14 protein-coding genes are annotated in these 12757 nt (G+C 65.7%); 6 read left to right on the forward strand and 8 right to left on the reverse strand.

Going from position 1 to position 12757, the window contains the following annotated elements:
- The first annotated feature begins 36 nt into the window (after nucleotides 1-36).
- Together ROZ37_RS20200 and ROZ37_RS20205 are read left to right on the forward strand one after the other, a co-directional pair.
- Nucleotides 37-456 (forward strand): HIT family protein, encoded by a 420-nt coding sequence (locus ROZ37_RS20200; protein ID WP_312662368.1) that lies wholly within the window; start codon nucleotides 37-39, stop codon nucleotides 454-456.
- A gap of 52 nt (nucleotides 457-508) precedes the next feature.
- The gene (locus tag ROZ37_RS20205) at nucleotides 509-2146 is read left to right on the forward strand and encodes a hypothetical protein (RefSeq protein ID WP_312662349.1); all 1638 of its coding nucleotides are present in this window, start codon (nucleotides 509-511) and stop codon (nucleotides 2144-2146) included.
- On the opposite strand, the gene phoR is transcribed toward ROZ37_RS20205, so the two are convergent.
- Together phoR and phoB are read right to left on the reverse strand one after the other, a co-directional pair.
- Nucleotides 2094-3404 carry a phosphate regulon sensor histidine kinase PhoR gene (gene phoR, locus ROZ37_RS20210; protein WP_409449982.1) on the reverse strand — a complete coding sequence of 437 codons (1311 nt, stop codon included), beginning with the start codon at nucleotides 3402-3404 and terminating at the stop codon, nucleotides 2094-2096. The genes ROZ37_RS20205 and phoR overlap by 53 nt on opposite strands.
- A 50-nt stretch (nucleotides 3405-3454) precedes the next feature.
- A complete protein-coding gene (gene phoB, locus ROZ37_RS20215; protein ID WP_312662352.1) occupies nucleotides 3455-4162 on the reverse strand; it encodes a phosphate regulon transcriptional regulator PhoB in 708 nt (235 codons plus the stop codon).
- 161 nt (nucleotides 4163-4323) lie between these two features.
- Here phoB and ROZ37_RS20220 point away from each other — a divergent pair, with 161 nt between their 5' ends.
- The 4 genes from ROZ37_RS20220 to ROZ37_RS20235 all read left to right on the forward strand — a co-directional run bounded on the left by ROZ37_RS20220 (nucleotide 4324) and on the right by ROZ37_RS20235 (nucleotide 7082).
- Entirely contained in the window at nucleotides 4324-4746 is a 423-nt protein-coding gene (locus ROZ37_RS20220) for a DUF971 domain-containing protein (RefSeq protein WP_312662353.1), read from the forward strand.
- A gap of 2 nt (nucleotides 4747-4748) precedes the next feature.
- Nucleotides 4749-5486 (forward strand): bifunctional demethylmenaquinone methyltransferase/2-methoxy-6-polyprenyl-1,4-benzoquinol methylase UbiE, encoded by a 738-nt coding sequence (gene ubiE, locus ROZ37_RS20225; RefSeq protein WP_312662354.1) that lies wholly within the window; start codon nucleotides 4749-4751, stop codon nucleotides 5484-5486.
- 64 nt (nucleotides 5487-5550) lie between these two features.
- On the forward strand, nucleotides 5551-6402 hold the full coding sequence (locus tag ROZ37_RS20230) for a TIM44-like domain-containing protein (protein WP_312662356.1): 852 nt from the start codon (nucleotides 5551-5553) through the stop codon (nucleotides 6400-6402).
- Nucleotides 6403-6443: 41 nt separating this feature from the next.
- A complete protein-coding gene (locus ROZ37_RS20235; RefSeq protein ID WP_312662358.1) occupies nucleotides 6444-7082 on the forward strand; it encodes an SCP2 sterol-binding domain-containing protein in 639 nt (212 codons plus the stop codon).
- Nucleotides 7083-7239: 157 nt separating this feature from the next.
- Here ROZ37_RS20235 and ROZ37_RS20240 read toward each other — a convergent pair whose 3' ends face one another.
- From ROZ37_RS20240 to ROZ37_RS20265, 6 genes are all read right to left on the reverse strand, one after another.
- The gene (locus ROZ37_RS20240) at nucleotides 7240-7665 is read right to left on the reverse strand and encodes a F0F1 ATP synthase subunit epsilon (RefSeq protein WP_312662360.1); all 426 of its coding nucleotides are present in this window, start codon (nucleotides 7663-7665) and stop codon (nucleotides 7240-7242) included.
- A 54-nt stretch (nucleotides 7666-7719) separates the two neighbouring features.
- Nucleotides 7720-9120 carry a F0F1 ATP synthase subunit beta gene (gene atpD, locus ROZ37_RS20245; RefSeq protein ID WP_312662361.1) on the reverse strand — a complete coding sequence of 467 codons (1401 nt, stop codon included), beginning with the start codon at nucleotides 9118-9120 and terminating at the stop codon, nucleotides 7720-7722.
- A 26-nt stretch (nucleotides 9121-9146) separates the two neighbouring features.
- Complete coding sequence (gene atpG, locus ROZ37_RS20250) at nucleotides 9147-10016, reverse strand: F0F1 ATP synthase subunit gamma (protein WP_312662362.1); 870 nt, start codon at nucleotides 10014-10016, stop codon at nucleotides 9147-9149.
- Nucleotides 10017-10037: 21 nt separating this feature from the next.
- Complete coding sequence (gene atpA / locus ROZ37_RS20255) at nucleotides 10038-11576, reverse strand: F0F1 ATP synthase subunit alpha (protein WP_312662363.1); 1539 nt, start codon at nucleotides 11574-11576, stop codon at nucleotides 10038-10040.
- Nucleotides 11577-11643: 67 nt separating this feature from the next.
- Complete coding sequence (locus ROZ37_RS20260) at nucleotides 11644-12180, reverse strand: F0F1 ATP synthase subunit delta (RefSeq protein WP_312662364.1); 537 nt, start codon at nucleotides 12178-12180, stop codon at nucleotides 11644-11646.
- A gap of 3 nt (nucleotides 12181-12183) precedes the next feature.
- On the reverse strand, nucleotides 12184-12654 hold the full coding sequence (locus tag ROZ37_RS20265; protein WP_312662365.1) for a F0F1 ATP synthase subunit B: 471 nt from the start codon (nucleotides 12652-12654) through the stop codon (nucleotides 12184-12186).
- Nucleotides 12655-12757 lie beyond the last annotated feature (103 nt).

Raw genomic sequence — 12757 nt, forward strand, 5'->3', positions numbered from 1 at the left:
GAGTTGCCATCTCCGATCCTGAGCGAGGGCTCGCCGATGGACTGCCCGCTGTGCGTTGCCGATCACGAAACGACGGTCTGGCGCGATGGAAGCTGCCGCGTGATCCGTGTCGATGATCCCGACTACCCCGGTTTCTGCCGCGTCATCTGGCACGAGCACGTCGCCGAAATGACCGACCTGACGACGGTTTCCCAGCGTCACATCCTGAACGTCGTGCTCGCGACCGAAACCGCATTGCGCCAGCTGATGCGCCCCGACAAGATCAATCTCGCGAGCTTCGGCAACGTCGTTCCGCATGTGCACTGGCACGTGATTCCCCGCTTTCGCGACGACCGGCATTTCCCGGAGCCGACCTGGGGTCAGCCGCAGCGCGAAGGCGTCCGGCGGCCTGCGCCTGCGCCCGAAGCCCTCGCCGCCGCGATCGGCGCCGCACTCACCGAACTGACGTCGGGTTGAGCGGCGAGACGCACGCCTTTTCGCACCCGCCGAGCAACGAAGCAGGGACCGAATGGAAAACCCGACTCCGGTTACCGGCCACGACCCGGCCGATTCCCTCGAACTGTTGAACAGGCTCGACTCCGGCGACGCCGACGCCACGCATCGGGCGCTGTCGGAAATCGTCACCGGCTTGCTCGCGGCGCCGCCCGCGCCCGCGCAACACCTCGAAATCCTCGAAGCCGCGCGCGAACGGATCCACGCGGCACAGGCGGAACTCGCGTCGCGCTACGCGGCGCACCCGCTGCCGCCCGACGGCCGGGACAACGCGACGCTCGCGCGCGTCGTCGCCCTGTGGCAGGCGGTGGCACGGGCGTATGCGCGCATCGCCGAGAACGATACGAGCAACGCCGCGCAGTCCGAGCGCGTGCTGCTCCTCGCACAGCGTCGTGTCGACGCGGCGGGCAAGGTGCTGTTCGAATATTTCCGCGCGCACCAGGCGGTGCCGCCCGGGGCGTGGTCCGAGTTGCATGCCGGCTATGCCGCCACCGAATCGCTCGCGCAGGCGAAGGTTCGGGTACCCGATACGCTCAACGAAGTGTGGAAGGCGCAAAGCACCGCCGAAGCCTACGTCGCCGTACTGCTCGTCGACCTCACCAATCCGTTCGGCCGCAGCCCGCGCGAATTCGACTGGGTGTGCCGCTGGGCGCAGCGGTTTGCACCGTACTGCACGCTCGTAGCCGACACTCACGACGACGCGACGCAATCTACAGCCTACGGCCTGGATCTCGCTGCCGATCACGGCCTGCGTCCGCTCAACGTCCTCGCGCCGTCCTCGTCGCTTCGCCGCTTCGACGCCAGGCGCCTCGCGCCGCAGATTCGAGGCGTGCTCGCGCGGTTCAAGGAGGGCGCCGCGCCCGTTTCGCTGGGCCTCGGCGCGGATTGTCCGCCGGAGGCAGCGCACAGGCTGCTGCTCTCGCTGTATCGGCCGTGGGCGCTATCGGCCGCGAGCCGGCGCTTTCCCCGTCGGCGCGGGCGCGGGGAGGCGGATCTGTGCGGCGACTGGCTCGCGATCGGCTACAACGTAGCTGGCGAGCCGTTCGAGCAGCCGGTGTTGTACTCGTCCGGTGCGTGGCAGGACGACAACGCTTGGAGCACGTTCGACGACGTGAAATCCGGTCGCACGGCTGGCGGCGGGCAATCGTCCCGCGACACGGAACGACGCGGTTTCGCCGCCGAACGCTGGGCCGTGTTCGACCAGTCGGTGAGCGGTTTCCGCCTGATCCGGCAACCGCAGCACGAGCGCATCGAGCATCGGCAGCTCGTCGGCATCCGGCCTCCGGACGGCGACCGTTTCCTGCTCGGGCAGGTGAGCTGGCTGATGTTCCGCGAGGACGGCGTAATGGAAGCAGGCATCCAGGTGCTGCCGGGACTGCCCAAAGTCGTCCCGGCCCGGCGCTTCGACCTGTTCCGGGGCCGACACATCGCCTACCAGCCGGCCTTCCTGCTGCCCGGGCTTCCGGCGCTGAGAACGGGTCCGTCGCTCGTTCTTCCCGCCGGCTGGTACCGGCCGCAGGCCGTGATCGAAATCGTCGACGACACGGGGATGGAACTGCGGCTGACGGACATCGTGCTGCGCGGCACGAACTTCGACCAGGTCAGCTTTGAACCGGTGGTTGCGCGAGACGTGCTGCAGGGAAGCGCGCACTGAAGCGGCTGCCCTTGCCGTACTCGCTTTCGACGTGCAGCTCGGCGTCGTGCCGCGACAGGATGTGCTTGACGATCGCGAGCCCGAGTCCCGTGCCCCCCGATTCCCGCGAACGGCCGAGGTCGGCGCGGTAGAAACGCTCGGTGAGCCGCGGAATGTGGCGTGGCTCGATGCCAATCCCGTTGTCCTCGACGGCGAACTCGGCGCCGCCGTCGACGCGTCGCCAGCTCAGCCGGATCGTGCCGCCGGCGGGCGTATAGCGCACCGCGTTGCTCGCGAGGTTCGCGAACGCCGAACGCAATTCCTTCGCGCTGCCGAGCACCACCACGTCCCCGTCTCCGACGGCGATGTCGAGGCTGACCTCGTGTCGCCCGGCCGACAGCAGTCGCGCATCCTCGGCGATATCCAGCACCAGCGGACTGACCGCGACGCGCTGCTCGCCGGCGGATGCGCCCGACTCGAGCGCGGCCAGCGTCAGCAGATCCTCGATCAGCGTCTCCATCCGCAGCGACTGGTCCAGCGCGAGCCGCACGTAGTGTTTCACCTCGTCCGGCCGGAATTCCTCGAGGCCGTCGACCAGCGTCTCGAGAAAACCGATCACGACGGTGAGCGGCGTACGCAACTCGTGGGAGACGTTCGCGACGAAATCACGGCGCATCGTGTCGAGCCGCTCGAGCTGCGAGATGTCGCGCGAAACGACCATCCTTTGCCCGTCGCCGAACGGCACGATCTGAATCATCAACGTCAGCCCGGCCCTGCGGTCGGAGTGCAGCACCAGGGATGCCGCCTGCCCGCCATCGTGCATGAAACGGACGAAGTCGGGCTGGCGCACGAGCTTCGTGACCGGCAGGCCGCAGTCACGCCCAGCCTCGAGACCGAAATGCTGCTCCGCCTTGTGATTCATCCATTCGATGCGGTCGTCGGCCGACAGATACAGGATTCCATCAGGCATCGCCTGGCTCGCGTCGCGGAAGCGCTCCAGCGACGACGCAAGCTGTTCGCGCATCTCGTACGAGAGCCGCGATCGGCGATTGAGGTCGGCAAACACGAGATTCCACGTGCCGCGTGCGGGCGGAATCGGCGTGCCGACCGGAGCGCGCGTCCATTCGACCAAGCGCTGAACGTTGCGCAGATGGTAGCCGTGCATCAGCAGGCCACCGGCGATGAAGGTGATCAGCGCGGCAATCGCGCCGCCGAAGAGACCGGCGACGGCGCTCGCCAGCGCCAGTACCGCAAGCGCAACCGCGGCGCCGGTCCAGATGTAACGGGCAGAACGGGAAATAGCGGTTACTCCTGCGGCACCGGTCGAGGCTATTGCACTGCGCTCGACCCGACCTGCGCCGACAGGCGGTAGCCGCTACCGCGAACGGTCTGGATCAGCTGGTCGAGCCCGGTCGGCTCGAGCGCCGCACGCAAGCGCCGCACATGCACGTCGACGGTGCGCTCCTCGACGAACACATGGTCGCCCCAGACCTGGTCGAGCAGCTGGGCGCGCGAATGGACGCGCTCGGGGTGGGTCATCAGGAAATGCAGCAGCCTAAATTCGGTTGGCCCGAGCGAGACCTGCGCTTCGTCGGCCGTGACCCGGTGCGTCGCGGGATCGAGCCGCAGCGCGCCGATCGCGACGACGTCCTCGGTTGCCTGCGGGCTGCGCCGGCGCAGCACGGCTTTGATGCGGGCGACGAGTTCGCGCGGGCTGAACGGCTTCGTGATGTAGTCGTCGGCGCCGGTCTCGAGCCCGGCCACTGCGTCCTCCTCCTCGCCGCGCGCGGTCAGCATGATGATCGGGATCGCGCGCGTGCGCTCGTCAGCGCGCAGGCGGCGGGCGAACTCGATCCCCGACATCCCGGGCAGCATCCAATCGAGCAGCACGAGATCGGGCAGTGCGCTCTGCACGATGCCGCGGGCCGCTTCGGCATCGGCGGCGCGGACCACGTGGTGGCCGGCACGGCCTAGATTGGCGGCAATCAGTTCCTGGATGGCCGGTTCGTCTTCGACAAGCAGAATGGTGGCGGGCATGTCCGTCCTCCGGGTTGGCAGGCGAAGTGTATTGCACTCGTTTGACGATTTTGTGACACGTCATCTGTTCGCAATGCCCGCGGCGCGAGCCCCTGCGGCTGCGAGCGGCGTCGATTCGGGTATGATTGGCCTCCCGACTGCGTCAGACCTTCGTGAAGCCCATGGCCGGAATCGACGACGACACCCCCACCCCCACCGCGATCACGCTGCACCGAAAATCGAAAATGCTCGAGATCGCGTTCGACGACGGCAGCGAATTCTCGCTGCCCTTCGAATACCTGCGAGTCCATTCTCCGTCGGCGGAAGTGCGCGGCCACGGGCCCGGGCAGGAGGTCCTGCAGGTCGGCAAGCGCGACGTCGACATCCTCGACGTCCAGCCCGTCGGAAATTATGCCGTGAGACCGGTGTTCTCGGACGGGCACGACAGCGGCCTGTATTCGTGGGATTACCTGTACGCATTGGGCCGGGATCACGACGTGCTATGGCAGTGTTACCTCGATCGCCTCGCCGCGGACGGGCGCAGCCGCGACCCCGCCGACAACCCACCCCCCGCACCGAAATCCGGCTGCGGACACAAGCACTGAGCATGAGCGAAAAAACCACCCACTTCGGCTTCGAAACGGTCGCTGAAGGCGAAAAGCAGAAAAAGGTCGCCGAGGTGTTTTCCTCGGTTGCCACCCGCTATGACGTGATGAACGACCTGATGTCGTTCGGCCTGCACCGGCTGTGGAAGGCGTTCACGATTAAGGTCTCCGGCGTCGGGCGCGGCGACCGCGTCCTCGACGTCGCCGGCGGCACCGCGGACTTGTCGCTCGCGTTCGCGAAGCGCGTCGGCACGTCCGGGCAGGTGTGGCTCACCGACATCAACCACTCGATGTTGGCGGTCGGCCGCGATCGCGTGCTCGATCGCGGCTATGCGCTGCCGGTCGCGCAATGCAACGCCGAAAAGCTGCCGTTCCCGGACAACTGGTTCGACTGCGTCACTGTCGCCTTCGGCCTGCGCAACATGACGCACAAGGATGTCGCGCTCGCCGAAATGCGCCGCGTGTTGCGTCCCGGCGGGCGTCTCCTCGTGCTCGAATTCTCGCGCGTGTGGAAACCGCTCGCTCCCGCCTACGACTTCTATTCGTTCAAGGTACTGCCGTGGATGGGCGCGAAGGTCGCAGACGACGCCGACAGCTACCGCTACCTCGCCGAATCGATCCGCATGCATCCGTCGCAGGACGAGTTGAAGGCGATGCTGGAACAAGCGGGACTGAAACGGGTCGATTACTTCAACCTGACGGGCGGTATCGTCGCGGTTCACCGCGGTTACAAGCTCTGAAGCGCGATCCTCCCCGCGCCGCCGTCCCGCCCATGATTTCAACCCGCACGGAGTATCGTCCCGGATGAAAAATCTCCTTCTCGGCCTGATCGCAATCGTGTTCACCTTCGGTCTCGGCATCCACGATGCCGACGCGAAGCGCCTAGGCGGCGGCGGCAGTTTCGGCATGCAGCGCCAGATGACCCCGCAGCAGGCGCCGCGGCAGCCCAGTGCCGCGCCGCAGCGGACGCCGCAAGGTGCCAACGCCACGCCGCAAAAACGCTCCTGGATGGGACCGATCGCCGGCCTCGCCGCGGGCCTCGGCCTCGCCGCTCTGTTTTCGCATCTCGGCCTCGGCGAGGAAATGGGCTCGTTCGTGCTGATCGCGCTACTCGTGTTCGGCGCCCTGATGCTGTTCCGGATGCTTTCGCGGCGGGGGGCCTCCCCGCAGGCCGCGCAGCGGATGGAGTACGCCGGCGCGCCCGGTCCCCGCGAGTCTCCCGCCCCTTCACCAGCTCTCGCCGCCGCCGCGGGCGCCGGTGCGACTCCCGGAGGTCCTGCGATTCCGGCGGATTTCGATGCCGAAGCTTTCGTGCGGCAGGCGAAGGTCCAGTTCATTCGCCTGCAGGCCGCAAACGACGCCGGCGATCTGAACGACATCCGTGAATTCACGTCGCCCGAGATGTTCGCGGAGATCCGGATGCAGCTCTCCGACCGTGGCGCCGCCGCGCAACGCACCGACGTCGTCGAGCTGAACGCCGAAGTCATCGAAGTCGCCGAAGAGCCGCAACGTTATGTCGTCAGCGTGCGCTTCAACGGGCTGTTGCGCGAGGACGAGGGCGCGGCCCCGGCGCCGTTCGATGAAGTCTGGCATCTGACCAAACCGAAGGCCGGCACCGGCGGCTGGGTCGTCGCCGGCATTCAGCAGGTTTCCTGATCTTCCCCTCGCCGGCCCACCGGCTCCCGCAGCGATAATCGATGTCAGTCCCCAACCGCGCCTTCGTCGCCACGATCAACCACCTTCTGGCCCCGGCGACGTGGGCGCGCGACAGGTTGTCGCCGCATGCCGATCGTTACGCGATGGTCAGCGCGACGCCGTTCGAGTTCCTATTCCGCGTCCTCCCAGACGGCTTTCTGGAACCCGCCGAACCCGGGCATGCACCGGATGTGACGCTGTCGATTCCGCTGGCGGCCGTCCCCAGCCTTGCTGCGGGTGATTCGACCCGGGCAATGAACGCGGTACGGATCGAGGGCAACGCCGAGCTCGCCGACGCGCTCGGTTTCGTCTTTCGCCATCTGCGCTGGGATGCAGAGGAAGACCTGTCGCGCGTCACCGGCGACATCCTTGCGCGACGCCTCGCGCTCGGCGCCGACGCGGCGAAATCCGCTCACTTGCGGGCGTGGAGCGCACTCGGCGGGAACGTGGCCGAATACTTCACCGAAGAGCAGAAGATCCTCGTCACCCGCCCTGCGCTCGACGCGTATCGCGAGGAGCTCGCGCGGCTGCGGGACGACGTCGCCCGCCTCGAAAAGCGCGTCGGCCGCTTTGCTCCCCGCACCGCTGAGACTCGGGGCGCCGCACGTGTGACCGCCCGGCGGCATACCTCTTCCGCCTGAGCCTTCCGTTTGCGCCGCTCCCGCGGTGTGGCCGCGGCCCGCGGCGAACATCCGCGCAGCGCTCGGCATCGTCACGCGAGGCTAGGAAAAAAACAAAAAGGGCGCTCCTGTCAGAACGCCCTTTTTCGCTGCTGTCGTCGACTGCCAAGTTACCGGATCAATGTCCGCGCTTGCGCAGTTTCTGGATCGCGGCGATCTGAGCGATCGCCTCGGCGAGTTCCGCCTGAGCTTTTGCATAATCGAGCTCGGAGGACTTATTGCGCAATGTCTCTTCGGCGAGACGCTTGGCCTCGAGCGCTTTCGCCTCATCGAGATCCTTGCCGCGAATCGCGGTGTCGGCGAGCACGGTGACCAGGCCCGGCTGTACTTCAAGGATGCCGCCGGCGACGAAGACGAGCTCTTCTTCGGACTCGTTCTGCCGCTTCACGCGCACCGCTCCCGGCTTGATCCGGGTCATCAGCGGCATGTGGCCGGGCAGGATCCCGAGCTCACCCGCTTCGCCCGGAAGCGCGACGAACTCCGCCAGTCCGGAAAAGATCTGCTCTTCCGCGCTGACGATGTCCACGTGGACCGTCATTACCATCGTGATGTCCTTTTCAAGGCCGCGCGGCACTGAATTGCCGCGCGGCGCGCCTGATTACTGGAGCTTCTTGGCCTTTTCCATGGCCTCTTCGATGCCGCCGACCATGTAGAACGCCTGCTCCGGCAGGTGATCGCATTCGCCATTCACGATCATCTTGAAGCCGTTGATCGTGTCCTTCAGCGGCACGTACTTGCCCGGCGAGCCGGTGAAGACTTCCGCGACGTGGAACGGCTGCGACAGAAAGCGCTGGATCTTCCGCGCGCGGGACACCGCGAGCTTGTCTTCCGGCGACAGCTCGTCCATGCCGAGAATCGCGATGATGTCGCGCAGTTCCTTGTAGCGCTGCAGCGTCTGCTGGACCTGACGAGCGACGTTGTAGTGCTCTTCGCCGACGACCAGCGGGTCGAGCTGACGGGACGTCGAGTCGAGCGGGTCGACCGCGGGGTAGATGCCCAGCGCGGCGATGTCACGCGACAGAACAACGGTCGAGTCGAGGTGCAGGAAGGTGGTCGCCGGCGACGGGTCGGTCAAGTCGTCCGCAGGGACGTACACGGCCTGGATCGAGGTGATCGAGCCGACCTTGGTCGAGGTGATGCGCTCCTGCAGGCGGCCCATTTCTTCCGCCAGCGTCGGCTGGTAGCCCACCGCGGACGGCATCCGGCCCAGCAGCGCGGACACTTCGGTACCGGCCAGCGTGTAGCGGTAGATGTTGTCCACGAAGAACAGGATGTCGCGGCCCTCGTCGCGGAAGCGCTCGGCCATCGTCAGGCCGGTCAGCGCGACGCGCAGACGGTTGCCCGGGGGTTCGCTCATCTGACCGAACACCATCGCGACCTTGTCGAGAACGTTCGAGTCCTTCATCTCGTGGTAGAAGTCGTTTCCTTCACGAGTACGCTCACCGACGCCCGCGAACACCGACAGACCCGAGTGCTGCTTCGCGATGTTGTTGATCAGCTCCATCATGTTCACGGTCTTGCCGACACCGGCACCGCCGAACAGGCCGACCTTACCGCCCTTCGCGAACGGGCAGACGAGATCGATAACCTTGATGCCGGTTTCGAGCAGGTCGACCGACGGCGACAGCTCGTCGAACTTCGGGGCCTTCGCGTGAATCGGGCGCAGCTCATCGGTCTCGATCGGACCGGCTTCGTCGATCGGGCGACCGAGCACGTCCATGATGCGGCCGAGCGTACCGTGACCGACCGGCACCGAGATCGGCGTACCGGTGTTCGCGACCTTCATACCGCGGCGCAGGCCGTCGGACGAACCGAGCGCGATCGTGCGCACGACGCCGTCGCCGAGCTGCTGCTGGACCTCGAAGGTCAGGCCTTCTTCCGCGAACGAACCGGCGGCGCTCTCGAGCTTCAGCGCGTCATACACTTTGGGCATCGCTTCGCGGGGGAACTGGATATCCACCACGGCGCCGATGCACTGAACGATAGTTCCTTGACTCATCGTCGTTTCCTTAAATCAGTTATGCGTTACACCGCGGCGGCGCCGCCGACGATCTCCGACAGCTCCTTCGTGATCGCTGCCTGGCGGGTCTTGTTGTAGACCAGCTGCAGTTCCCCGATCACGTTCTTCGCGTTGTCGGAAGCGGCCTTCATTGCCACCATGCGCGCGCTCTGCTCCGAAGCCATGTTCTCGGCAACCGCCTGATACACCAGCGCCTCGACGTAGCGCACCAGCAGCTCGTCGATGACGACCTGCGGATCGGGTTCGTACAGGTAGTCCCACGACCCTTCCGGGGTGCCGAGCTTCTCGCCCGCGAGGGGCAGCAGCTGCTCGAGAACCGGCTCCTGCTTCATCGTGTTGATGAAGCGCGTGTAGGCGATGTAGACCGCGTCGAGCTCGCCGTTCTGGAACGCGTCGAGCATGATCTTGACCGGGCCGATCATCTTTTCGAGATGAGGCGTGTCACCGAGCTGCACGACGTGCGATACGATCTTCGCCCCCATCCGCTGCAGGAAACCGAAGCCCTTGTTGCCGATGCAGCAGGCCTGGATTTCGGTCGCGCCGGCAGAGTCCCACCCCTTCATCGCATTCAGCGCGACGCGCTGGATGTTGGTGTTGAGACCGCCGCAGAGACCCTTGTCGGTGGTGACCAGAATCAGACCCACGCGCTTGACCTCGTCCTTCTGGACGAGGAAAGCGTGCTTGTAGTCGGTGACGTTGGCCTGGGACAGGTTCGCGGCGAGGCGGCGGATTTTGTCGGCGTAGGGACGGGCGGCGCGCATCCGATCCTGCGCCTTGCGCATCTTGGATGCAGCCACCATTTCCATGGCCTTGGTGATCTTGCGCGTGTTCTGCACGCTCTTGATCTTGGTACGGATTTCCTTACCGCTAGCCATATTCCGTCTCCGTCCGCGGCCTTAGGCCCAGCTCTTCTTGAACTCGTCGATCGCCGCGACCAGTTGCTTCTCGCCGTCGGCGTCGAGCTCCTTGGACGACATGATCTTGGTCACGAGGGCCGGGTTCTTCGTCTTGACGTACTGCTGCAGGCCGTTTTCGAACGCGAGCACGCGACCGACATCGACGTCATCGAAGTAGCCGTTGTTGACCGCATACAGCGTGATCGCCATCTCCGCGATCGACAGCGGCGCGTACTGCGGCTGCTTCATCAGTTCGGTCACGCGGCGGCCGCGCTCGAGCTGCTTGCGCGTCGCATCGTCGAGGTCGGACGCGAACTGGGCGAACGCGGCGAGTTCACGGTACTGCGCGAGGTCGGTCCGGATACCGCCGGAGAGCTTCTTGATGACCTTGGTCTGCGCGGCGCCACCGACGCGGGACACCGAGATACCGGCGTTGATCGCGGGACGGATGCCGGCGTTGAAGAGGTCGGTCTCGAGGAAGATCTGGCCGTCGGTGATCGAGATCACGTTGGTCGGCACGAAAGCGGAGACGTCGCCAGCCTGCGTTTCGATGATCGGCAGCGCGGTCAGCGAGCCGGTCTTGCCCTTGACGGCGCCGTTGGTGATCTTTTCGACGTAGTCGGCGTTGACGCGCGCGGCGCGCTCGAGCAGGCGCGAGTGCAGGTAGAACACGTCGCCCGGGTAGGCTTCGCGGCCCGGCGGACGGCGCAGCAGCAGCGACACCTGGCGGTAGGCCCAGGCCTGCTTGGTCAGGTCGTCGTACACGATCAGCGCGTCTTCGCCGATGTCGCGGAAGAATTCGCCCATGGTGCAGCCGGAGTATGGTGCGATGTACTGCATCGCGGCAGCGTCGGCGGCGGTCGCGGCGACGACGATGGTGTGGTCCATCGCGCCGTGCTCTTCCAGCTTGCGCACCACGTTGGCCACCGAGGACGCCTTCTGGCCGATAGCGACGTAGATGCACTTCACGCCGGTGCCCTTCTGGTTGATGATGGCATCGATCGCGACCGCGGTCTTGCCGGTCTGGCGGTCGCCGATGATCAGTTCGCGCTGGCCGCGGCCGACCGGCACCATGGCGTCGATCGACTTCAAGCCGGTCTGCACCGGCTGGTCGACCGATTTACGTTCGATCACGCCAGGCGCGATGCGCTCGATCGGCATGGTGGTGTCGGCGGCGATGGGGCCCTTGCCGTCGATCGGCTGGCCCAGCGAGTTCACCACGCGGCCGAGCAGCCCGCGGCCGACCGGCACTTCCAGAATGCGGCCGGTGCACTTGGCGACGTCGCCTTCGGTGATGTGTTCGTAGTCGCCCAGGATCACCGCGCCGACCGAGTCACGCTCGAGGTTGAGCGCCACGCCGAAGGTGTTGCCCGGCATTTCGATCATTTCACCCGACATCACGTCGGACAGCCCATGAATGCGGACGATACCGTCGGTGACGGACACGATCGTGCCCTGGGTGCGCAGTTCGCTCGAGGCACCGAGGTTTTCGATCTTGGCTTTAATCAGTTCGCTGATTTCGCTTGGATTCAATTGCATTTCTGTTCTCCGAACCGTCGGGTTCCGATAAATGTGAGGTACTTGTTAATTCGCCTTGCCGCGCGGATTAGCCCTGCAACGCGAAAGACATGCGCTGCAGCCGCCCTTTCACCGAGCCGTCCATCACCTGGTCGCCAATCGCGATCACCGCGCCGCCGATCAGTTCTGCATCGACCGCCACCTGGACGTTCACCGCGCGGTTGAATTTGGCCTTGAGCCCGGCAACCAGATCGTCGATCTGCGCCTGGGTCAGTTCCTGAGCGCTGGTGATGGTGGCTTCGAGGGTGCCCTCGGCACTCGCCTTCAAGGTTTCGAACTGCCCGCTGATCTCGGGCAGTAGCGGCAGGCGGTCGTTTTCGGCCAGCACCTTGATGAAATTGGCGCCGTGCTCGCCGAGGTCGGCTCCGGCCACCTCGATGACCAACTCGGCCACGCGTTCGGACGCCACCGCGGGATCGGCAATCAGGCGCGCCACCTGGGCATCCGCCACGATGAGCGCCAGCGACTGCACGCGTGCCGACCAGCCCGCCAGGTCGTTTTCGCCCTGCGCCAGGCGGAACACCGCTTCGGCGTAAGGGCGTGCCAGGGTAGACAGTTCGCTCATGGTTTACAGCTCGGCTTTCAGCTGGCCCAAGAGGTCAGCGTGCGTCTGCGCGTTGACTTCGCGGCGCAGGATTTTCTCCGCGCCGGCCACGGCCAGCGCGGCGACCTGTTCGCGCAGGCTTTCGCGTGCGCGGTTGGCTTCCTGCTCGATATTGGCCTGAGCAGCAGCGAGCTGGCGATCGCCCTCTTCCTTGGCGGCCATTTTCGCCTCTTCGATGATTTGCGCCGCACGCTTTTCAGCCAGGGCGATCACTTCGGCGGCCTGCGCCTTGGCGTCACGCATGTTGTCGCCGGCCTTCTTGGCGGCCAGCTCCAGCTCGTGCTTGCCGCGATCGGCCGCGGCCAGGCCGTCGGCGATCTGCTTCTTGCGCGTTTCGAGCGCATTCATGATCGGCGGCCACACGAACTTCATGCAGAACCACACGAAGAAGATGAACGTGATGGACTGGCCGATCAAAGTTGCGTTGAAATTCATATCCGCACCTTTTAATGACGGGAGTTAAAGACGGGGGTTGGCGACTGGTTTCGCAGCAACCCGCGAATTAACCGGCAACGGCAAACAGAACGTACATGGCCAG

Source organism: Aromatoleum sp., assembly GCF_032027225.1.
Lineage (GTDB): Bacteria > Pseudomonadota > Gammaproteobacteria > Burkholderiales > Rhodocyclaceae > Aromatoleum.